Raw genomic sequence first — 19655 nt, forward strand, 5'->3', positions numbered from 1 at the left:
TATGAATACATCAGGTTCAAAACAGAAAAATTTTCCAATTACAAATATCGGATCGGTCACTCTGCTGATGATCTTCATTGTATTGTGTATGATCACCTTTGCAGCGCTGTCACTTTCCAGTGCCGCTTCAGATTATCAGACCGCCCGGAAATCCGCCACTCATGCGCAGGAGTATTACAAAGCATCAGGTCGTGCGGAAGAGACTCTTGCAAAAATCGATCAGGTACTTAAAAACTGTTACCTTCAGACTTCCGATATTGCCGGATATTACAAAAATATCGAACAGCATTATAAAAACAATTCGGATATTACTTTAAAGAGAACTTCGGATTCCCTTACATTGACTTATCAGACGAAGATCAATGATAAACAGGCATTGCAGACACGCCTGCTGATTCTGCATCCGTCTGAGCAGACAGACAAACGCAGCCTCTCCTCTGCAAAAACTACAACTCCTGATCTGTACCGCATCGCTGGCTGGCAGACACTTTCAACTGCAGACTGGAACGGAGACAATTCTTTGAACTTACTTAAAAAATAAAAAGGAGACTTTTATTTATGATAACACTCGCTTCACAATTACTTGAAAAAACGGTAAACTCCAACGCTTCCGATGTTTTTATCGTTGCCGGGCTTCCGGTTTCCATGCGGTTAAATGGCATCATTGTACACGAGGATGAAGAACGCCTGAAACCGAATGATACTGCCGAGATTATTAAACAGATTTACCAGATGGCAAATGAGCGCGACATGCAGACACTTCTTGCTACCGGAGATGATGATTTTTCATTTTCCATTCCGGGACTTTCCCGTTTCCGTGTCAGTGCCTTCAAACAGAGAGGTTCTCTATCCGCCGTCATCCGGGTGATCTCGTTCTCTCTGCCGGATGCAAAGGAGCAGGGAATCCCTCAGCAGATCATTGATTTTGCCGACTTTTCCAAAGGTCTGGTACTCGTCACCGGTCCTGCCGGAAGCGGTAAATCTACAACACTTGCCTGCGTGATCGACCACATCAACCAGACACGCCATGAACACATTATCACACTGGAAGATCCACTGGAATTTCTTCACCGCCACAATAAGAGTATCGTCAGCCAGCGCGAGATTTCTGTCGATACCGTCAGCTATGTAACAGCGTTGCGTGCGTCTCTGCGCCAGAGCCCGGATGTCATTCTCCTTGGCGAAATGCGTGATTTCGAGACGATACAGGTTGCCATGACGGCTGCCGAGACCGGACACCTGATTTTCTCAACTTTACATACGATCGGTGCCGCCAATACGATCGACCGTATCATCGATGTATTCCCGCCGAACCAGCAACGACAGATTGCAGTCCAGTTATCCATGGTTCTGCAGGCTGTTATATCACAGCAGCTTGTCCCTACTATTGACGGACACCAAGTTCCGGCATTTGAAATTATGACGGTAACACCTGCCATCCGCAATATGATCCGTGATAATAAAATCCCGCAGATTGATGGTATGATCTATTCTTCCGCCACACCGGAACTGGTTTCCATGGATGCGAGCCTCTTGAAACTTTATAAGGATGGTACGATCGCCAAGGATACTGCGCTGACTTATGCGACGAATCCGGAGATGTTGAAGCGGAGGTTATAATAATAACAAGGCAGGTCAAATTGACCTGCCTTATCTATTCTCTTTGTTCACTTTTTTTAGTATTTTGTAAATCCGATTTTCTTCATGGAATAGCCGTATTTTCCTAAAAGTTTATCGTAGTATTTGAATGCTGTTTTTGTATAGCTGACTGCTTTTGTCCAGTCTTTTTCACGAGGCTTTCCGCTGTACTCCAGTTCATCATCACTTTCGCTCATCAGATCACCTTCCAGACATTTTGTCAAATTCATTCCCTTACGGTTTCCATCGTAAGATTTGTCAAGCTTTCCTAAAATAAAGATAACATAATCTTCCTTAAGTTTCATATCAATTATTTGTAATTCCCCTGCTTTATCTTTTACGATATCCATCGCGATTGCTGTACCTGTCATCTTGTCCGCTTTTTCGTTCATATCTATATAACTGAATTGCATCTGCCATTTTTTGGGATATGCAATAATATTAATATCTTTTTCATTATTTTTTCCTTGTTTAGAAGTCATGGAAAGCATGTACATTCCATCGCCCTGATTTTTTCCTTTTTCTCTTACCAGATCATACAGCTTTCTCGCACGGTAATTTTCCTTTGTGACAACTGCCACTTTACATTTTAATTTCTTACCTTTTACTTTTGCAGTAATTGTACATTTGCCAAGTTTTACTGCTTTTACTGTTCCTTTGGAACTGACCTTTGCAATTTTCTTATTGCTGCTGGACCATTTGATTTTGGCACTTGTATTCTTCACTTTCAGTTTCGTACTCTGTCCCGGATACATTGCAACACTTGTCTTGCTGAGTTTTGGTTTAACGGCTGCTTTTGCTTCCCCACTCCAGCCGCCAAATGCAAGCATCACCGCCATTGCAATCACCAGTAACCCTGCCGACAGACGTTTCCATACGTTCCTTCTGTTTTCTTTCATGCCTTCTTCCTCCCAATTTGTTTTTTATCTCTACATTAAGAAAAGCCTTCTAATCACACAACTTTTCTTAGAAAGAGCATCTTAGTATCTCTGTTTTGTGACAACCTGCACACGACATTTTAATGTCTTACCCTTGACTTTCGCGGAAATCAGACATCTGCCGGTTCTGACCGCACGCACCATTCCTCTTGGGCTGACCTGCGCAACCTTCGTGTTGCTACTGGACCATTTGGCTCTTGCCCTCGTATTATTCACGGCAAGTTTCTCATTCTGTCCTGCATACATATAGAGGCTGGTCGTATTCAGATTCGGTCTTGAAACACCCCTTGCCTTAACACCGATCCATCCACTCAGTGAAAATGTAACAGCCAGCGCAATTATCAGAATACCGGTTGCAAGCTGCTCCCACCAGGTCTTATTTCCTTTCCACATATTATTCCTCCATTTCTTACTACCCCATATAAAAATTATACTTTACTAAAGAAGCTTTCGTCAATTATTTTCAGACCATTATTTTCTTTTATTGTATTTTTTCAGTCTTTTTAAATGCAGGCATGCGAAAAATCTGTATCAGCAGCGGAATTACCATAATAAACCAGACCAGCGGCTCCGCGAGAATCACTCCTGTATAGCCAAGCCACGGCACCAGTGTAAAAGCAATGATAATTTTCCCAATCATTTCCAGAGAACTGGACACAAGCGGTGTTACATGATCGCCAAGTCCCTGCATCGCATTTCGCAAAATACAGATGATCGTTGTCACGAAATAAAAAATGGTATTGAATTTCAAATAGTTAGTCGCATTCAGAAGCACAATTTTATTGTGCGTTCCTGTTACGAGATAGACAAGGAAATCACCGATTGTATAACTTGCGACTGCAGACATAGCCGACCAGATAAATGTATACAGAAGTGCCACTTTGATTCCCTGCTTTACACGGTCCATCTTGCCTGCGCCCATATTCTGGCCGCAGTAGGTTGCCATCGTCTGCCCAAATACGCTGAACATGATCATAAACATTTCCGACAATTTTCTTGCCGCCGTGTGTGCAATAATAATTTCTTTTCCAAGCTGATTGATTGCCGTCTGCAAGGTCAGCGATCCGATATTGATAAGGGAACTCATAAATCCCATCGACAGACCGGCGCTTAACATTTCCTTTCGCATGGCCGGATTGACATGACAGAAGTCTTCCTTTGACAGGCGGAGAATTTCGTATTTGTGCATCATGTAAAACCAGCAGATAACAAATGCCAGCCCTTGTGCAAGAACGGTTGCGATTGCTGCACCTCTCACACCACTGTGCAATACAACTACGAAAAATAAATCTCCGGCGATATTTAACGCGACCGATACTGCGAGAATGATGAGCGGTGTCACAGTGTCCCCGATGGCACGCAACGCTGCCGCACAGGCATCATATAAAAAGGTTGCAAGCAGCCCGGCTATGATAATAATAATGTAAGATCTTGCCATTGGCAGCAATTTTTCCGGTATATTTAAGAATTGCAGAATTTGTCGCAGAAATGCAAGTCCAAGCACAGTAAAGAATACCGAAATTCCTGTTCCAAGAACTAGCGACTGGGCAAATGATTTCCGCATCTGTTCGATATCTCCGGCGCCGAATTTCTGTGCCGTGATAATGGCAAATCCATTTGACAATCCAAGCAGGAAACCGATAATCAGTCCACTTAACGTGCTCGTTGCTCCGACTGCTGCAAGTGCATTTCCTCCAAGAAAGGAGCCAACGATTCGTGTGTCGGCAAGACTGTATGTCAATTGTAGTAAATTTCCTAAAAAAATCGGTACTGCAAATGTAAATACAAGTACCGATGGTTTTCCTTTTGTTAAATCTTTCATCTTACGCTTCTTACTCTCTTTCGCTCTTTGCTTTCACTTTAATTTAAGTTTCTGTCCTTCGGATATTTTCCGGTCTATTTTAGCACACCCTTTCTGCTCTGTAAAATACTTTTGACCCTAATGTCATGCTTTTGTGGTATGATAATTCCATGAAATACGAATTGCAACACAGATTGATAAGGAAATTAATTAACATGAAAGCACAAACATTATTAAAAGCAAAAAAATATACTGGGATTCTTCCCTTTCTCTCCGGCATCTGCTGGGGCGCTACAGGAATTTTTGTCCGAACTCTGGAAAATGCCGGAGTTGATAATTTCACGATCATCAGCTGCCGTATGCTTCTCGCAGCTCTCATTACAGGCATCTGTATGCTCATCTACAACCGCTCTCTGTTCCATGTAAACCTTAAGGATCTCTGGCTTTTTATTGCGAGCGGCATGATCGGAATGACGGCACTCAGCATTTTTTATAATATTTCGGTTTCCAGCAGTTCTCTGGCACTTGCGGCAGTTCTTCTTGCCATGTGTCCGGTTTTTGTACTGTTTCTGGCGGCAATATTTTTCCATGAAAAAATCACAGGACGCAAAACCGGCTGCGTCATTCTGGCGCTCACCGGCTGCGTCCTGGTCAGTGGTGTATTTGAAAAAGGCGGACTTGCATGGTCTGTCCGCGGCATCGTCTGCGGTCTTCTCGCCTGCTTTTTCTATGCCTCATATAGCCTTGTCAGCAAACGCATGACACAGAAAAACTATCATTTCCTGACGATTACTTTTTATGGTACTTTATTTTCCGGACTGTCCATGCTTCCATTTTCAAATATGCATACTATCCGTGCTTTATGCACACCGGCTTATTTCTCCTATACCGGTGTCATGTTTGTACATGCGCTGATCTCCTCTGTCCTTCCGTATGCGCTTTTCTCGCTTTCCATGCGCTATATGGAAACCGGCAAAGCTTCCATCCTCGCATCCAGTGAGCCTGCTGCCGCTATGATTTTCGGCGCAGTGCTCTACTCCGAGACGCCAAGTCTGCTCTCCGTATTGGGGCTTTGCTTTACGATCGCAGCGGTCGTGCTATTGAATGTACCGGAAAAGGATGTGAAGTAATCAATATCTATTTCTTTATATTTTTGTATTCTATAAACCTACGATTTTATCATCAACCCGAAAGGTTTACACAGGATGTTGTTGAGGGCATTCCCGTTTCAGAAATGTTAAATCGTTCCTTTTATGAAGTCTTTGAAAATGGAGATAAAAAATGGCTTGTTACTTATGCGGATGTAGCGTTAAACGGCAATAAGCATATCCTGCAGGATTATAGTCCGGAAATCGACAAGACTCTGACCATCTACTGTTTTCAACCTGCTAGCGGATATTGTGCATGTGTATTGATTCCGTCTTAGCTTTCTTCTATTTGGCGCATGCGATTACAAAACATCAACAGAAAACTGCCTGATATTCAACTCATTATATATGATATTCTCCATTATATGAGTCATTTCCTGCCGACGGGAACCTATTCTTGCATTTCCAAGTCCAATATCTTCGCAGTAATATTTATTTGGAGAGTCAAAATAGGATTTCCCTTTTACATCATATCGCATTCCATAATTATCTTCTCACACCTGTCATATCCAAGCTGTGAACTGTTCAGGCACAACGTATAATTACTGGCTTTTCCCCATTTCTGCTCGGTGTAAAAGTTATAATTTGTCATACGTCTTTTATCTGTATCTGTCATCATTTTGACAGCTTCCTTCTTTTCAACATTATATAATCCCATGATACGCTGTATTTTTTCCGGCATATCCCCATGAATAAACACATTTAACACATCATCCCTGTCTTTAAGAATATAATCAGCATTTCTTCCAATGATTACACAAGGCTCCTTTTGGGCCAACTTCAAAATAACTTTTCTCTGTGCCTCATATACGATATCTTCTATGGACTTTCCTGTAATGTCACGTCCGGCAAATGCATATGCAAATAAGCCTTTCTTTGGGGATAACTCTGCATTTTCTTTAATATACTCTGGTGACAATCCTGACTGTTCTGCAATCTGTCCAATGATATCTTTGTCATAATACGCAATGCCAAGCTTCTTTGCCACTTCTTCACCGATAAATCGACCACCGCTTCCAAACTCTCTGCTGATTGTAATAATTCTTTTTGCCATTTTTTATTCCTCCTTAATTTAAAACATCTACTTTATTCTTTCTGATTCTCTTTAAAAATACATATCCTACCAGACATGAAATAACCTCAGTTATTGGAAATGCCCACCAGATAAGAGCAACTCCCATCTGACCATTTCTGACAAACGCAGAAAAAATTCCAGCCAGTGGCAGGATAATGATAAGCTGTCTCAGAAGAGAGATAACCAATGATTCAACGCCGCCATCCAGTGCCTGATAAATTCCCTGATAAGCAACATTTATTCCAGCAAACAGAAAGCTTATTGAGATTATCCTCATTGCTCCGATAAAATATTCCCTTGACTGTCCTGCATTGAACAAAGTTGCAAAAGCTCCAGGGAAAATTTCCGTAATTGCAATTCCTAGAATCATTAGTACAACGGTATAGAGCAGTCCATACCTGATTCCATCCTGAATTCTCTTTTTACTTCTCATACCATATGCAAATGCAATAATCGGAGTGATTGCATCTCTAAGCCCAAAGGCAAGGAATAATACAAACTGCTGTACTTTATAGAACAATCCATATGCAGTCTGTGCGGAAGGACTGAATTTCAAAATCAGATTCATCACATATACCATGATAGACATAAGTGCCTGTGCAATAATTGCAGGAAGTCCAATTGCATATATTTCCTTGATTATTCCGCTATCCGGTTTCATATACTTTACATCATGTTCAAATTCCTTATTCAGTTTCATATGAAATACAAACAATAATATTGCAGACGCAACCTGTCCAATAACAGTTGCATATGCTGCTCCCTTCACTCCCATTTCAGGAACCGGTCCAATACCATAAATCATGATCGGATCAAGGATAATATTTACCACTGCACCCACAACCTGACCGATTGTAGAATATAGTGAACGTCCTGTTGCCTGTAAGAGTTTTTCAAATATCGAAAAGAAAATAATTCCAAATGAAATTACGCAGCATATTCTTAAGTAGTCTGTTCCCATTGATATAACTTCAGAGTCAATTGTCTGTGATGAAATATATGCTCTTACTCCGAAAATTCCAAACAACAGGCACACCGCATAAATAATCACCCCAAGAAACAAACTGTTTCCCGCAACTTTTGCTGCTTTTTTACCATTTCCCTGTCCAAGTGTTCTTGCAAGAAGTGCATTTGTTCCCACACCTGTTCCGATTCCAACTGCTACCATGAGCATCTGAACCGGAAATACCAGTGTAAGTGCATTAAGTGCCGCCTCACTTCCTGATCTCATGTTTCCAACAAAGGCACTGTCTACAATGTTGTAAACCGCCTGCAATGCCATAGATAAGATCATCGGTATTCCCATCTGAACCATGAGCTTATTTACCGGCATCTCCTTCATCTTGTTACTTTCTGCCATTTTATAATCCTCCTTGTTTTGCGAAGCAAAATCCGAACCCTTTGGTGAAGAGAGGATTAAGCCTCCCTTTTCTGCATAAAAAAAGTGTGCACTTACCTCATAAGCTGGACTTACGCTGATAAGCTACACACTTTAAAATGCATTATATATTTTCATAATGTGCAACAGCATGCGCACAAAAAAACGAGTAGCAAAACTGGATTTACGCTAGTTTGCCACTCGTTTATAAGTTATTATATTTTTCTTTTTAAAAAATGTCAAACAAAAATTTTCTTGCATTTTTTCTCTTTTATGCATTATAATAGGCACGAAATAAAGAAACCAAGTCGGCTTTTAAAGCGTGAAATCACGAGGAACAGCTTATCCTCACCGATTTCGCGCTTATTTTTTTACCAAACAGGAGGTCACATGAACGCCAAAAACAAACTGGCAGATATCTTCTGTACTTTACCAAAACAATTATTACAGCTATTCTCCGCAAGCCCGGAAATGCTGGTGCTTGGTATTCCGGCACTCAGGATTATTTCCATTTCCTTTGTATTTGCCGCTGTCACAATTTTATGCGGATACTTTGATTCCGGACTAGGAAATGGTATGGTTGATATGAGTGCTTCTGTAGAAAATCTCTTACTGGAAGCAGACGCCCTCGGACTAGGTGCTGTCTGGCTTGGAATTGCTCCTCTGAAAGAACGAATGGAGGCTGTCCGTACAGTATTGAACGTGCCTGAAAATCTGGACGCTTTCGCTATTATTCCATGCGGCTATCCGGAAGCGGTTCATACTCAGCAGGATCGTTTTGACAAGAAGCGGATATACTATGTTTGTAATGACAAAGGCATGAACTCCTGATTTTTTTGTTCAATGACCTTAGATTTTGCAATTTGTGCAGACCGTCTGCACAAATTCTATTCTGTTTCCTTTTCTTCGTTATCCTGCTGCTGAAGATAAAACATTGCCTTTTGGGTTTCAATCTCCGCTCTCAGTTCTTCTTTTGTCGGTAAGTATAATTTGTACTTGGAAGCAAATAATTGTTCATTGCCGTGCATAACAGAATAACGGGCAATATCATCATCTGTATCAGAACAAAGGACAATACCGATTGTTGGGTTATCGCCCTCGCTGCGTTTCAGTTCATCATACATACGGATATACATATCCATCTGTCCTACATCTTGATGTGTTATCTTCTCTGTTTTCAAATCAATAAGGACAAAGCATTTCAGTATGTAATTGTAGAATACAAGGTCGATATAGTAGTCCTGCTTCTCCGTGTGAATGTGCTGTTGCCTTGCCACAAAAGCATATCCCTTTCCAAGCTCCATCAAAAATTTCTGCAAATTGGAAAGAATACTTTTCTCAAGGTCACTCTCTGTAAAATCTGTATTCTGCGAAAATCCTAAGAACTCCGCAACTACCGGATTTTTGATGAACTCCAACTTATCATTCTGATACGGTGCAGTCAGTTCCTTCATTTCACTTTCTACAAGCTCTTTTTTCTGAGTCCCCAGCATACGATAATAATACTGAGAAGAAATGTTCCTCTGCAAAGTACGAACACTCCAAGTCTGTTCTGCGGCTTCTTTCTCATACCAGTCACGAGCTTCAGGGTCTTTGACCTGTAATAATGTTCTATAATGCGACCACGAAAGCAGAACGCCGGATTGTCTACACGCCGTGTCGACAATTTCAGGAAAGGTTTTATAAAACTTCAGACAATGATATAAATTACTTCTATCATATCCTTTTCCATATCGCTGAGTCAGTTCTTTAGAAATTTTCTTTATTACCTCTAGCCCATACTCCGAGCGTTCATCTCCACCTAATTCTTCTTCTGCTATTCTGTAACCAATCAACCAATTTCTCTGCACGAGCAATGTATTGACAGCCTGATATGCAGCTTTTTGTGAGGATTCAATAATCCCACACATATCCTTTAAAATGTCATCGGTTTTAACAAAATTATCCATAAAATTATTTTGACCGATTTTTTCTAATTTATTCTCCATAGCTACCGCTCCTTGGAATTTCTAATTACTTCTTGAATTTATATTTTCCTTTTCCGTAACCGGATACTGGTTCAATAATATCTGCCTTTACCAAATTGGAAAGAAGTTTTGAAGCACCTGAACCTTTCAGCTCAAGAAGTTCCATAACCACACTTCTTCCAAACACCTCATCAAAGCCAAACTTCTCAAAAAGTCTATGGATATGAATCGTCGTTTTTACCGAGAAATCACTACTTTTTTCGGAAAGTGCACTTTCAATATCCACTTTTTTATCTTGAATGTCCACTTTTTCATTCTCAATATCCACTTTTGTATCCCCAATGTCCACTTTTTCTTCGTTCAAAAGTCCACTTATATGAAGTTTTCGATTATGAAGCTCGTTTTTCTCGTTCAAAAGTAGATTTCTGAGAAACGCTTCCAGATACTCTGTTGTTTCGTGAATGCCTTTTTGCAGATTCGTATAATTTGCACGGACAAGTGCATTTCTGAAATACCACACATTTTCTGCAAAAATATCATTGGTTGCAGAGAACCCAAGCGTCTTTAAATATTTGATGAAGAACACTGCCGTACATAACGGTTGCTCCATCAAGCACCCATTCTTTCTTTGTGATGTTGTAATCTCTAATCTTTCCGGCGTGTTTATAAATCCCCTGAAAAAGTTTACGGTGGATAGAGATATACTCATTCGGAGAAAATGAGAACGCTGTTTCGGAAAGAATTTCTGCGATACGGGACGAAACCTTATCCGCTTCTTCGGTACGTTCATCATCAGACAAATGGACAGGTCTTTCTTCATAATAACTGTCGATAAGGGTCTGTGCTTCTTTCATCGTAATTTTACCTTCAATATTCTGAATGGCAGTATCAATCAGATATTTAGATGGTTTGAGTCCGTCCACTGCCTGAAGTCCGATTGCCGTACTCCAAGCATAACCCTTATGAGCTTTATCCGGTTCAGACTCCCTCAAATATTCCTTAAACGGGTCTTTTTCCATATCCACTACCTCGCTTCATAGTCTTATAAGTCAAATCTACATTATTCGCTTTCCTGCATACCTTCATCGGCTTTTGCAATCATCTGTCTGTACTGTTCTTTCACACTTTCCGGTGCAAGTATCTGTACCTTCCTGTAAAATGCTCACTTTTTCTTTACCATTCCATATTATCATAAAACAGCCTATCTTCCAATGACAGAAGTGCCTCTACAACAGTAAAAATCGTTTGTCAAAAAATACACTTTTATGTAAAATACCCACCTTACAATAATCTAGCTTTTTCGAAATTTCTGCTCGATATCGAAAAGTTGATAACGGCATATTACATTCTTTTGCTGCCGTTTTTTGCTCATGGCTGAAAGAATTATTCTGCATCTACGCTGCTGCCACCAATGCCGCACAAACACTGGTTCCTACAGCTCCTGCAAACTGCATAAGCGTATTGAAATAAGCGTAATAATCAAAACAGGAACTAAAAGTACAAAATGTATCTCCATCCTAAAGTCTGGTTTACAATGCCTCCATATGTAAGACCTAATGCTGGAGCGGTTGCTGACACCAGTGCCCCATATCCCATATTGTGGATGTAATCATTCAGGCACTTCGGGCATAGACAACGAATATTTTCTTTCCCCTCCGGCTTGTAAACCCATAGTCCAAAAGTCTTTTTCAAAGTTGCGTTTATCTGCCTGAAAAGTTTATCGTCATCTACCGTACCTATGTATTCACGCAAATCCTCTCTATTGACTGTCCGTATCTGCTCCAGAAGAACCATTGACGGTTTCTTCAGTCCAAACTCCTCGCCGAGAATAATGTGTGATGGCAAATATCTTTTCTTGATTACACTTGTAACCGCTGCAATAATAATCGTTGGAGCATTCTGGTTATAATCGTCTGCCTGAACGACAAGCACCGGACGCTCTCCGCTTTGTACTGAACCACTGTTATCTCCAAAGTCATAGTAGAATAAATCCCCACGACAAATCATTTTTTCTTTCATATGCATAACCTCACAAGAATCTAATTTTTAAAGTGTCATTCGTATCCGGAATGAAATAACCCCTTCACTCATTTGGACAAAGGGTGCTGAAATGCACACCCAAAATCAGAGATTTTCATAAAATTTGATAAAGTTTTTCTTTGCCGCTGCAATAGACTTATCTACGGAGCTGTAATATACTCCCTCCTGCTTTGCAATCGCTCTGGAACTCAGACCGCAGCACACATTCTTCATAAGTCGTTCCCTTTGAAGTGGCTGCAACATTGAAAGTGCTATTCTTGCTTTCCTAATTTCACACTGACGCAATTCTTCTCTTTCCAGTTCAAGCCTTTCTTCCTCTGCTCTTTCAAACGGGTCGTCAAACATAATGGCAAGTTCTTTATGAAACTGTGATGACATTTCATCGTCATATCCATAGCAGTCAAGTGTGCGACTGCGTCTCTTTGCATACTTGTCCTCATTTCGGTTCGCATCGTCAATTACCTCCCCCTGTGCAATGGAAAGATGTACAAACGGAGAATATCTTTCTATAACAAGGGGATACTTCTCCCAAAGCTCTTTTACAGATAATTCCGTAATAATCGCCCATCTTTCATCTCCGGTATAACCGTTATATTCGTATTTAAGGTTTATCAGTTTACAATCCTTTGCAAATAATTCTTCTTGTTCTGTTAATGTAAGTTTGTTTGTCATTTTCGTAATCTCCTTTGAATTTTGAAAAATTGATAAGTTTCAAAATTCGGAGATTACGGGTACTCAGCTATCTGGCACTGCCATACGTTATAAAACATAAAAGTCCTTTCCCAAGTAAGGGAAAAGACCTAATACTGCACGAAGCATAATCGAATAAAACAGCAACAAAAAAAGCACCGTCGAATCTGGACAGCAAAGAATATTTCTATTCTTCACTTATCCGGCTTCGTACGGTGCTTGGTAGTTTAGCAAATAAATTGCTTATCTCCGCTTACTCGATTAGAAATCGTTTCGATATTTACTTATAATCTTCATCGCCTGCAATTCCTGCCATATCCATTCCTACGGATTCTTCGGAAGTAAGCGAGATTTAAGATGTGGACATTCTTGCATTTCTGACACTTCACACTCAAATGTCCGGTTGCGTCTGAAAAAACTCTCTGTATCCTAAACCCGCAAGTCGGGCAGAGAATATCACGCTCTTTCAGGCTTTCTGCTTCTACTCTTGACAGAAGCAACCTCTTTTGTATTTCAGGTGCTACCTGAGTCTGTAATCTCATTGCGAAACACCTCCCAGATTTAACTCATTGGAAATGTACTCAAGGATATTGTGATACTCAAATAGTCCCATATCTCTCAATCTGATAACCAAGGCTGTATAAGATACTCCGATATAAGCTGCCATTCTGCGGATAACTGCTTTATCCTTTGACGTAATGGTATTATCGCCATAAACCTTTATCGGATTTGACTGATTATATTTCGCCAAGGCATTTTCAATAATTCTTCTCGGCATAAGAAGCGAAGCTCCCATTGTATCTGCCTGCCACTCAACAGACGCAAACATCTGAGCCAGTTCCTCTTTGGAATAACTACGCTCACTGTCATACTCTGCATGAAAGCGTCCTTCACTCGGCATTGCATACATCTTACTCAAGATATGATGTGACGCTTCGTGTGCCATTGTAAACCTGCGACGTCCCTGCTCCTTTTCGGCAAGAAGAAATTTATCAAGTACGATGGTATCTTTCGGGAAAACAAAGGGAATAATTTTTCCGTCCTGATGTACCAGCAGTGGTGTTGCTCCATCTGCCAGAAAACCAATCCTGCCTGCATCATCTTCTGCGAAAGAAGCGTATTCAATTCGTAACATAAGAAATTCTGTAATGAAATGTTCTATGTCGATGGATTGAATCACTCGATTGCTAAACTTATTAGCATAAGCTGTTATCAAGCCTTCGCTGATTTCTTCCAACTCGGCTCTTGACATATAAATACTCAAGTTGTGTCCACCTCCGACTCCACCTTGTCCGGCGGTGCAACTCCTCCGGCAAAGTTCTGTTGTATTTCCGCACTATCCAAATTGATTAGATAGCGAATTCCTTCAAGTGTTCTCATTCGTCTGTCCTCTGTTATAGTTCTTTGATGATGTGACAAGCCACACCCTGAATGCAGCACTCATCTACAATGATGTCTTTCATCTTCTTATTTTCCGGATGGAGGATGATTTTCTTATTCTCATCATCTCGGAAGTAGCGTTTCAATGTATTCTGATTATCCACAAGGGCAACTACTATGTCGCCCTCATTGGCTTCTACCTGCTTTTTGACAACCACAAGGTCGCCGTCATCAATCCCTGCTTCAATCATAGACTGACCACTTGCTCTTAATATGAAGAAATCTCCTTTGCCGAAAATAGCAGTAGGAAGTGATACATATTCTTCAATATTTTCTTCCTCATACTGAGGACTGCCACAAGGAATAGAACCCACAATCGGTGTCTGTGTCTGTTCGCCACTGTACTTACGGGTCACATTGGTACGAATCTCCTGCCCGTCGTACTCAATCATATTCTTCTCAGCCATCTCTACCAAGTATTTGTATGCTGTACCTCTGGCAATACCAACCGCTTCAGCAATCTTTGTAGTCGATGGGGATTGTCTGTTTTGCAGGTAATAATCCTCGATATACTTTTTTATCTCACTCATAAGTTCAGGACTCTTGCTTCTCATACCTGCACCTCGCTTTCTTTTCTATCGGAAGCACTCTGCTTTCGATAGTTTTATTATACCTGATACGAAAAATTTTTCAAGTAGGTTTTTCGCAAAAGAAAAGAGGTGTCGCAATTTGCTAACACCTCAATCATTTGCTACTTCCAAAAGAGATAGGGGCATTATCTGCCCCTATGCTTTTCCTTTCGTTTCTGTTGTTTCAAGTCATATCTGCGTTGCTTTTCTGCTTCTCGTTTCTCTTTACTGATTGTTTTCCTCATCAGTTTATGTTCTTCTCGTTGCAGTTGCAAGGCTTGTTGCGACTTTGTTCCAATACCACACTCAACGGTCTGCTTTCGTGCTTCCCTTTGTATTCGTTTTGGATTTGTCGTTTCCTTTCTGACCGTCACATCAACAGCCGGACTGAATTTGAGCTGACTGTAATATTTCAGAACAAATTCCAATATTTCATAATCTTTTGGTTCTGCTCCAAATGTAATCTTGCATACAGATAATTTTTCATCTTCTATATGCTCAAATACACCAACCCAAAATGGGTCATCAAAATACACTGTCAGTTTTCCGATACTTTCGTCCATAACGAAACCCTCCTAAAATGTATTTTGCAAGAACGGACAACCCGGAGGGCAGGTTACTTACCTGAATGTTTTTCAGACGGCTGGGCTACCTACCAGCTCTAACACATCATACGATGTGCATTGCGTTTTTATCCTGCAATTATATAAAGTGCATTACCACACAATATATCTATTTATTATTTTGTAGTTATAAATCAATCTTATTAAAGATAACAGTTTGTCCTTTCATAGATATTTTCTCGACCTTATACCCATATTCCGTAAGCTCCTTTTTATACTTCAAAAAAGAATGGTCGATTGGTATTCCTGCAATCTGTTTAATTTGCTCAAATGTCATCTTTAAAGATGAATTACCATTATCTCTCACATATTCCCATAGCGAATTATATTTGCTCATTCTATTCGTTTTCCTTTTCTTCATTGTCCTGCTGCTGAAGATAGAACATTGCCTTTTGAGTTTCAATCTCCGCTTTCAGTTCTTCTTTTGTCGGCAGGTATAATTTGTACTTGGAAGCAAATAATTGTTCATTGCCGTGCATAACAGAATAACGGGCAATATCATCATCCGTATCGGAACAAAGAACAATACCGATTGTTGGGTTATCGCCTTCACTGCGTTTCAGTTCGTCATACATACGGATATACATGTCCATCTGTCCTACATCTTGATGTGTTATCTTCTCTGTTTTCAGGTCGATAAGGACAAAGCATTTCAATATGTAATTGTAAAACACAAGGTCAATATAATAGTCCTGCTTCTCCGTATGAATATGCTGCTGTCTTGCCACAAAAGCATATCCCTTTCCAAGCTCCATCAAGAATTTCTGCAAATTGGAAAGAATACTTTTCTCAAGGTCACTCTCTGTAAAATCTGTATTCTGCGAAAATCCTAAGAACTCCGCAACTACCGGATTTTTGATAAACTCCAACTTATCATTTTGATACGATGCAGTCAGTTCCTTCATTTCACTTTCTACAAGCTCTTTTTTCTGAGTTTTGAGCATACGGTAATAATACTGAGAAGAAATATTCCTTTGCAAAGTACGGACACTCCAAGTCTGTTCTGCGGCTTCTTTCTCATACCAATCACGAGCTTCCTTATCTTCTACCTGAAGCAAAATACGATAATGAGTCCACGAAAGTATTGCTCCAGATTGTTGCCTCACTGAGGCAACAATCTCTGGAAACATCTTGTAAAACTTTAAGCAACGATAAAGAGTACCTTTGTCATATCCCTTGCCATAACGATTTGTCAATTCTTTTGACAGTTTCTTTATAATCTGAAGTCCATATTCAGAACGTTCCTGTCCGCCAAGTTCTTCTTCCGCAATTCGGTATCCTAAAAGCCAGTTCCTTTGAACAAGTGCAATATTGACCGCCTGATATGCAGCTTTTTGTGAGGACTCAATAATCCCACACATATCATTTAAGATGTCATCGGTTTTAACAAAATTATCCATAAAACTATTTTGACCGGTTTTTTCTAATTTATTCTCCATAGCCATCGCTCCTTTGGATTCCATTTTTTAATTATTCGCTTTCCTGCATATCCTCATCGGCTTTTGCAATCATCTGTCCGTACTGTTCTTTCACACTCTCCGGTGCAAGTATCTGTACCTTGCCATTAAAGCCAAACACCCAACCGAAAAAGGTAGGACTGGCTGATACTTCGGTCTGTACTCTGAAAGAAGTCATATCATACGCAAGGGTTGTCACATCTTCTCCGAAACGGTCAACCATTGTTTTCATCAGGCTGTTATCACACCGTAAATCCACAAGAACTTTTTCGCCTGAGAACATAAAGAACACTTCTTTTGTGAAATTTTCAATATCAAAATCATCAGGCATTGGGATAATGTCCTTATCCAATATCTCAGGTTTTAAAGCAATACGGTCTACCCTGAAATTGATAACCTTGCTTTTCTTCTCAGAATATCCGATAACATAATAATAGTCCCCACACCAGAGAAGTTTATACGGACTGAGCTTATACACTTCGCCCTTGTTCTTCAGAACCTTTTTCTTTAATCCGGTATAATCGTAATACTGGAAAGAAATCTGTTTACATGCGTTGATGGCATCGTTTATAGCGTCAATGATATAATATATCTGCTCATTATCCGGCTTAATGCGATTGACCACATAGTTATTACGCTTCAGCTTTGCCACCTGCCCCGGACTGGTCATCGTATGTATCTTCTCAATCAGAGTTTCGCTTTTCTTCTTTGTAATGAACTTCGATGACTCCACTGCATCTATCAGCAGTTTCAGTTCCGGCAGTTCAAACTTGCGGCTGGCTACAAAGTATTTGCTCTGCGTAGAATGGATAGTAACAATGTCCATGCCAAACTCCTGAAGTGCAGCAATGTCTTTCGTAACAGTAGTTCTATGTGCAGATATTCCGTATTCATCATTCAATATATTGATTAACTGTGTTGTGGAAAGAGGATTTTCTTCATCGGTTCTTTCCAGTAAAATCTTTTGTAAATATAAAATCCTTGGCTTTGTTTCCATAATTTTTATATACCTATCGCTCCATCAATAGTATCTGTCTACTTTTTCTTTTTAGGCTTAGGTGCTGGTAATTCATCGTACATTGCATTAAATAGTCCTGTTAAAAATTTCTTATTATCCACATCTTCTACAAGCAGCATTTCCTTTGCCCCATCATACGGCAATTCATAAGTAGCTGTCGGCATATATGAAATTGCTGATTTTATCGGTTTTACAAGTAATCTGTCATCATAAATTCCGCCGACAATTTTACCACGATAATAAATAATATATTCGCCCATCATCGCACGGTAAGTAATCTTGTCCAATTCTGCCAACTGCTCTAATACAAATTCCAGATATTCTTTACTTGATGCCATTAGTTGTCCTCTGACCTAATTTCATTTTACTCAATTTATGCTTTCTTTATCGGGTGTCTTATTACCGTTTTGCATTTCTCCGGTGCAACTTTTCTTGGGTCTGATAAATAAATTTCGTGATGGCGTCGCTCATCAGTAAAATCATTTACATAACCGTTTTCTTCAAGATATTTATCCATCATTGCCACGGTTGCAGGTTCATCATCAAAAGCTCCTATATGCATTATCTGTACGCACAAACCTTCGTCAATACTCAAGAACTCTGCACCAGAGAAATCCATCTTTTTCTTTTTTGAAGCAGTTTCTACCGCCCAATCAAAATCTTTCTTTGTAATAAAATCAGGCAGACGAATAACAGAAATCCAGTTGAAAGCTGATTTATCGGTATAATCTATACTTTCAACATTGTCCTGCCACCAAAAGCCCTCAAGCGGTGGTACAACATATTCAAAAAATCCTTCTATTTTGTAATCCGTCTTATAGCTCATCTTGAGAGTATATGCAACAGCATACAAAACACCAATAGCAGTTTTATATTCTCCGCCTTCTTCATTAGGATTTCCTTTACCTCTTACCGCTATATAATTTGCCTTTGGAATTGTCACAATCTGCGGCTTATTCTTCGGCATATAGAACTCTTTATATTCTTTCTTAAAATCAAATGCCATTCGTTTATCCTCTCTGAAAAATCATTTTACTTACCTTATAATTTATAAAACACAATTTGTATATATTTCAAATAAAGCTAAAAGGAATAAATCTTCCATTGTTTCTATAACTTCTCCATCGTATCCTCCCGGAGAACCGTATGATTTATCAATGTTTTTATTTTTATTCCCATAGATTGCTGCAAACTCTGCTATAACAGTAACCAACTGGCACGCCTCTATTTCTTTGCAACTTCCAAAACTATATTCCACCGACAACTGCTGAATTGGTGTTTCCTTTTTGTCATTGCTGTTAAACGCATTAGCCAAAACATCTGTAATATGATTTTGATATTCAAACTCTTGATGTGGAATTGGTTTATCAGCATAGTATTCTAAGCTACGAGTAAAATACTTCCCTCCATCGTAAAAAACACTTTTATCATCAGGGAAGCGTTTATTTAGCACACTTTTTATTGCAACCAAACACTTTTCATAAATATTGTACTCACTGACTCGTAAATCCAAATCACAATATTCCAAAATTCTATTTTGAACCTCTTTAGTACAACAGCAAAATTCTCTATACATCTCTCTATTGTAATAAAACAAATCATTATACATCGTGGCTATTGCACATAACGGAATAAGCCCTCTGTCCTTATAATATTTAGAAATGAATGATACTGCTTGTGCTTTTACACTTTCTTGATGACGTTGCTCATCACGCTTGTCCTGCCTTTTTTCAAACCTCTCCATACGGTTGCTTTGTCTTATTTGCAGGACTGCAATAATAACCGTGACTATTAAAGCAACTCCCGCACAAATAATACTTATCCAATCTGAAACACTCATCATATAGGTTCTCCTTCTACTGTAAACGATAAT

At 39.7% G+C, this 19655-nt stretch carries 24 protein-coding genes and 1 pseudogene; 4 read left to right on the plus strand and 21 right to left on the minus strand.

Annotation, left to right across the window (positions count from 1 at the left end; all coding sequences use genetic code 11):
- Nucleotide 1 precedes the first annotated feature (1 nt).
- Both DW152_RS04490 and DW152_RS04495 read left to right on the plus strand, forming a co-directional pair.
- Nucleotides 2-541 (plus strand): hypothetical protein, encoded by a 540-nt coding sequence (locus DW152_RS04490; protein ID WP_118288075.1) that lies wholly within the window; start codon nucleotides 2-4, stop codon nucleotides 539-541.
- 17 nt (nucleotides 542-558) lie between these two features.
- Entirely contained in the window at nucleotides 559-1620 is a 1062-nt protein-coding gene (locus DW152_RS04495; protein ID WP_118288076.1) for a type IV pilus twitching motility protein PilT, read from the plus strand.
- Between the two features lie 56 nt (nucleotides 1621-1676).
- On the opposite strand, the gene DW152_RS04500 is transcribed toward DW152_RS04495, so the two are convergent.
- From DW152_RS04500 to DW152_RS04510, 3 genes are all read right to left on the minus strand, one after another.
- The gene (locus tag DW152_RS04500) at nucleotides 1677-2537 is read right to left on the minus strand and encodes an Ig-like domain-containing protein (RefSeq protein ID WP_118288077.1); all 861 of its coding nucleotides are present in this window, start codon (nucleotides 2535-2537) and stop codon (nucleotides 1677-1679) included.
- An 81-nt stretch (nucleotides 2538-2618) separates the two neighbouring features.
- Nucleotides 2619-2969 (minus strand): Ig-like domain-containing protein, encoded by a 351-nt coding sequence (locus DW152_RS04505; RefSeq protein WP_118288078.1) that lies wholly within the window; start codon nucleotides 2967-2969, stop codon nucleotides 2619-2621.
- An 88-nt stretch (nucleotides 2970-3057) separates the two neighbouring features.
- Complete coding sequence (locus DW152_RS04510; RefSeq protein ID WP_117537698.1) at nucleotides 3058-4398, minus strand: MATE family efflux transporter; 1341 nt, start codon at nucleotides 4396-4398, stop codon at nucleotides 3058-3060.
- A gap of 194 nt (nucleotides 4399-4592) precedes the next feature.
- Here DW152_RS04510 and DW152_RS04515 point away from each other — a divergent pair, with 194 nt between their 5' ends.
- Nucleotides 4593-5507, plus strand: coding sequence for a DMT family transporter (locus DW152_RS04515; RefSeq protein ID WP_158570019.1), 915 nt, complete (start codon nucleotides 4593-4595; stop codon nucleotides 5505-5507).
- Between the two features lie 326 nt (nucleotides 5508-5833).
- On the opposite strand, the pseudogene DW152_RS04525 reads toward DW152_RS04515, so the two are convergent.
- The 3 genes and pseudogenes from DW152_RS04525 to DW152_RS04535 form a co-directional block, all read right to left on the minus strand.
- A pseudogene (locus DW152_RS04525) lies at nucleotides 5834-6001 on the minus strand (ATP-binding protein); the annotation flags it as partial.
- Nucleotides 5989-6579, minus strand: a complete 591-nt coding sequence (locus tag DW152_RS04530) for a cytidylate kinase-like family protein (protein ID WP_118288081.1) — start codon at nucleotides 6577-6579, stop codon at nucleotides 5989-5991. The pseudogene DW152_RS04525 and the gene DW152_RS04530, both read right to left, overlap by 13 nt.
- 13 nt (nucleotides 6580-6592) lie before the next feature.
- Entirely contained in the window at nucleotides 6593-7960 is a 1368-nt protein-coding gene (locus DW152_RS04535) for an MATE family efflux transporter (RefSeq protein ID WP_118288082.1), read from the minus strand.
- 408 nt (nucleotides 7961-8368) lie between these two features.
- Between DW152_RS04535 and DW152_RS04540 the strand changes: the two genes are divergently transcribed.
- Nucleotides 8369-8809 (plus strand): nitroreductase family protein, encoded by a 441-nt coding sequence (locus DW152_RS04540; protein ID WP_243059792.1) that lies wholly within the window; start codon nucleotides 8369-8371, stop codon nucleotides 8807-8809.
- A 56-nt stretch (nucleotides 8810-8865) separates the two neighbouring features.
- Here DW152_RS04540 and DW152_RS04545 read toward each other — a convergent pair whose 3' ends face one another.
- The 15 genes from DW152_RS04545 to DW152_RS04610 form a co-directional block, all read right to left on the minus strand.
- Nucleotides 8866-9966: a PDDEXK nuclease domain-containing protein gene (locus tag DW152_RS04545; RefSeq protein WP_243059794.1), complete on the minus strand. Its 1101-nt coding sequence runs from the start codon at nucleotides 9964-9966 to the stop codon at nucleotides 8866-8868.
- A gap of 25 nt (nucleotides 9967-9991) precedes the next feature.
- Entirely contained in the window at nucleotides 9992-10555 is a 564-nt protein-coding gene (locus DW152_RS13790) for a hypothetical protein (RefSeq protein WP_330416720.1), read from the minus strand.
- Complete coding sequence (locus DW152_RS13795; RefSeq protein ID WP_199663802.1) at nucleotides 10482-10964, minus strand: hypothetical protein; 483 nt, start codon at nucleotides 10962-10964, stop codon at nucleotides 10482-10484. The genes DW152_RS13790 and DW152_RS13795 overlap by 74 nt, the downstream gene beginning before the upstream one ends.
- Before the next feature lie 472 nt (nucleotides 10965-11436).
- On the minus strand, nucleotides 11437-11964 hold the full coding sequence (locus DW152_RS04555) for a type II toxin-antitoxin system PemK/MazF family toxin (RefSeq protein ID WP_243059796.1): 528 nt from the start codon (nucleotides 11962-11964) through the stop codon (nucleotides 11437-11439).
- A gap of 105 nt (nucleotides 11965-12069) precedes the next feature.
- Nucleotides 12070-12657, minus strand: coding sequence for a sigma-70 family RNA polymerase sigma factor (locus tag DW152_RS04560; protein WP_118288083.1), 588 nt, complete (start codon nucleotides 12655-12657; stop codon nucleotides 12070-12072).
- A 311-nt stretch (nucleotides 12658-12968) separates the two neighbouring features.
- Nucleotides 12969-13217, minus strand: coding sequence for a hypothetical protein (locus DW152_RS04565; protein ID WP_002594701.1), 249 nt, complete (start codon nucleotides 13215-13217; stop codon nucleotides 12969-12971).
- On the minus strand, nucleotides 13214-13939 hold the full coding sequence (locus tag DW152_RS04570; RefSeq protein WP_008789352.1) for an ImmA/IrrE family metallo-endopeptidase: 726 nt from the start codon (nucleotides 13937-13939) through the stop codon (nucleotides 13214-13216). The genes DW152_RS04565 and DW152_RS04570 overlap by 4 nt, the downstream gene beginning before the upstream one ends.
- 130 nt (nucleotides 13940-14069) lie before the next feature.
- Nucleotides 14070-14645, minus strand: a complete 576-nt coding sequence (gene lexA / locus DW152_RS04575) for a transcriptional repressor LexA (protein WP_015530046.1) — start codon at nucleotides 14643-14645, stop codon at nucleotides 14070-14072.
- A 185-nt stretch (nucleotides 14646-14830) separates the two neighbouring features.
- On the minus strand, nucleotides 14831-15247 hold the full coding sequence (locus DW152_RS04580) for a YjdF family protein (RefSeq protein ID WP_117805306.1): 417 nt from the start codon (nucleotides 15245-15247) through the stop codon (nucleotides 14831-14833).
- Nucleotides 15248-15434: 187 nt separating this feature from the next.
- Nucleotides 15435-15644: a hypothetical protein gene (locus tag DW152_RS13710; RefSeq protein ID WP_117805307.1), complete on the minus strand. Its 210-nt coding sequence runs from the start codon at nucleotides 15642-15644 to the stop codon at nucleotides 15435-15437.
- Nucleotide 15645: 1 nt separating this feature from the next.
- Nucleotides 15646-16746 carry a PDDEXK nuclease domain-containing protein gene (locus tag DW152_RS04590; RefSeq protein WP_243002124.1) on the minus strand — a complete coding sequence of 367 codons (1101 nt, stop codon included), beginning with the start codon at nucleotides 16744-16746 and terminating at the stop codon, nucleotides 15646-15648.
- Nucleotides 16747-16777: 31 nt separating this feature from the next.
- Entirely contained in the window at nucleotides 16778-17761 is a 984-nt protein-coding gene (locus DW152_RS04595) for a helix-turn-helix transcriptional regulator (RefSeq protein WP_117805309.1), read from the minus strand.
- Nucleotides 17762-17799: 38 nt separating this feature from the next.
- Nucleotides 17800-18120: a TfoX/Sxy family protein gene (locus DW152_RS04600; RefSeq protein WP_117805310.1), complete on the minus strand. Its 321-nt coding sequence runs from the start codon at nucleotides 18118-18120 to the stop codon at nucleotides 17800-17802.
- Nucleotides 18121-18155: 35 nt separating this feature from the next.
- Nucleotides 18156-18788, minus strand: coding sequence for a GyrI-like domain-containing protein (locus DW152_RS04605; RefSeq protein ID WP_117805311.1), 633 nt, complete (start codon nucleotides 18786-18788; stop codon nucleotides 18156-18158).
- Between the two features lie 42 nt (nucleotides 18789-18830).
- Nucleotides 18831-19625 carry a hypothetical protein gene (locus DW152_RS04610; protein ID WP_199608709.1) on the minus strand — a complete coding sequence of 265 codons (795 nt, stop codon included), beginning with the start codon at nucleotides 19623-19625 and terminating at the stop codon, nucleotides 18831-18833.
- Nucleotides 19626-19655: the final 30 nt, after the last annotated feature.

It is taken from the genome of Dorea sp. AM13-35 (genome assembly GCF_003473885.1).
In the GTDB taxonomy this organism is placed as follows: domain Bacteria; phylum Bacillota; class Clostridia; order Lachnospirales; family Lachnospiraceae; genus Dorea_D; species Dorea_D hominis.

Coding starts and splice junctions, on each gene's coding strand:
- DW152_RS04580 (WP_117805306.1), bottom strand. CDS start 15,247: ATGGACGAAAGTATCGGAAAACTGACAGTGTATTTTGATGACCCATTT.
- DW152_RS04490 (WP_118288075.1), top strand. CDS start 2: ATGAATACATCAGGTTCAAAACAGAAAAATTTTCCAATTACAAATATC.
- DW152_RS04610 (WP_199608709.1), bottom strand. CDS start 19,625: ATGATGAGTGTTTCAGATTGGATAAGTATTATTTGTGCGGGAGTTGCT.
- DW152_RS13795 (WP_199663802.1), bottom strand. CDS start 10,964: ATGGAAAAAGACCCGTTTAAGGAATATTTGAGGGAGTCTGAACCGGAT.
- DW152_RS04535 (WP_118288082.1), bottom strand. CDS start 7,960: ATGGCAGAAAGTAACAAGATGAAGGAGATGCCGGTAAATAAGCTCATG.
- DW152_RS04605 (WP_117805311.1), bottom strand. CDS start 18,788: ATGGCATTTGATTTTAAGAAAGAATATAAAGAGTTCTATATGCCGAAG.
- DW152_RS04495 (WP_118288076.1), top strand. CDS start 559: ATGATAACACTCGCTTCACAATTACTTGAAAAAACGGTAAACTCCAAC.
- DW152_RS04500 (WP_118288077.1), bottom strand. CDS start 2,537: ATGAAAGAAAACAGAAGGAACGTATGGAAACGTCTGTCGGCAGGGTTA.
- lexA (WP_015530046.1), bottom strand. CDS start 14,645: ATGAGTGAGATAAAAAAGTATATCGAGGATTATTACCTGCAAAACAGA.
- DW152_RS04540 (WP_243059792.1), top strand. CDS start 8,369: ATGAACGCCAAAAACAAACTGGCAGATATCTTCTGTACTTTACCAAAA.
- DW152_RS04590 (WP_243002124.1), bottom strand. CDS start 16,746: ATGGAGAATAAATTAGAAAAAACCGGTCAAAATAGTTTTATGGATAAT.
- DW152_RS13790 (WP_330416720.1), bottom strand. CDS start 10,555: ATGGAGCAACCGTTATGTACGGCAGTGTTCTTCATCAAATATTTAAAG.
- DW152_RS13710 (WP_117805307.1), bottom strand. CDS start 15,644: ATGAGCAAATATAATTCGCTATGGGAATATGTGAGAGATAATGGTAAT.
- DW152_RS04595 (WP_117805309.1), bottom strand. CDS start 17,761: ATGGAAACAAAGCCAAGGATTTTATATTTACAAAAGATTTTACTGGAA.
- DW152_RS04510 (WP_117537698.1), bottom strand. CDS start 4,398: ATGAAAGATTTAACAAAAGGAAAACCATCGGTACTTGTATTTACATTT.
- DW152_RS04515 (WP_158570019.1), top strand. CDS start 4,593: ATGAAAGCACAAACATTATTAAAAGCAAAAAAATATACTGGGATTCTT.
- DW152_RS04505 (WP_118288078.1), bottom strand. CDS start 2,969: ATGTGGAAAGGAAATAAGACCTGGTGGGAGCAGCTTGCAACCGGTATT.
- DW152_RS04530 (WP_118288081.1), bottom strand. CDS start 6,579: ATGGCAAAAAGAATTATTACAATCAGCAGAGAGTTTGGAAGCGGTGGT.
- DW152_RS04560 (WP_118288083.1), bottom strand. CDS start 12,657: ATGACAAACAAACTTACATTAACAGAACAAGAAGAATTATTTGCAAAG.
- DW152_RS04565 (WP_002594701.1), bottom strand. CDS start 13,217: ATGAGATTACAGACTCAGGTAGCACCTGAAATACAAAAGAGGTTGCTT.
- DW152_RS04555 (WP_243059796.1), bottom strand. CDS start 11,964: ATGAAAGAAAAAATGATTTGTCGTGGGGATTTATTCTACTATGACTTT.
- DW152_RS04600 (WP_117805310.1), bottom strand. CDS start 18,120: ATGGCATCAAGTAAAGAATATCTGGAATTTGTATTAGAGCAGTTGGCA.
- DW152_RS04545 (WP_243059794.1), bottom strand. CDS start 9,966: ATGGAGAATAAATTAGAAAAAATCGGTCAAAATAATTTTATGGATAAT.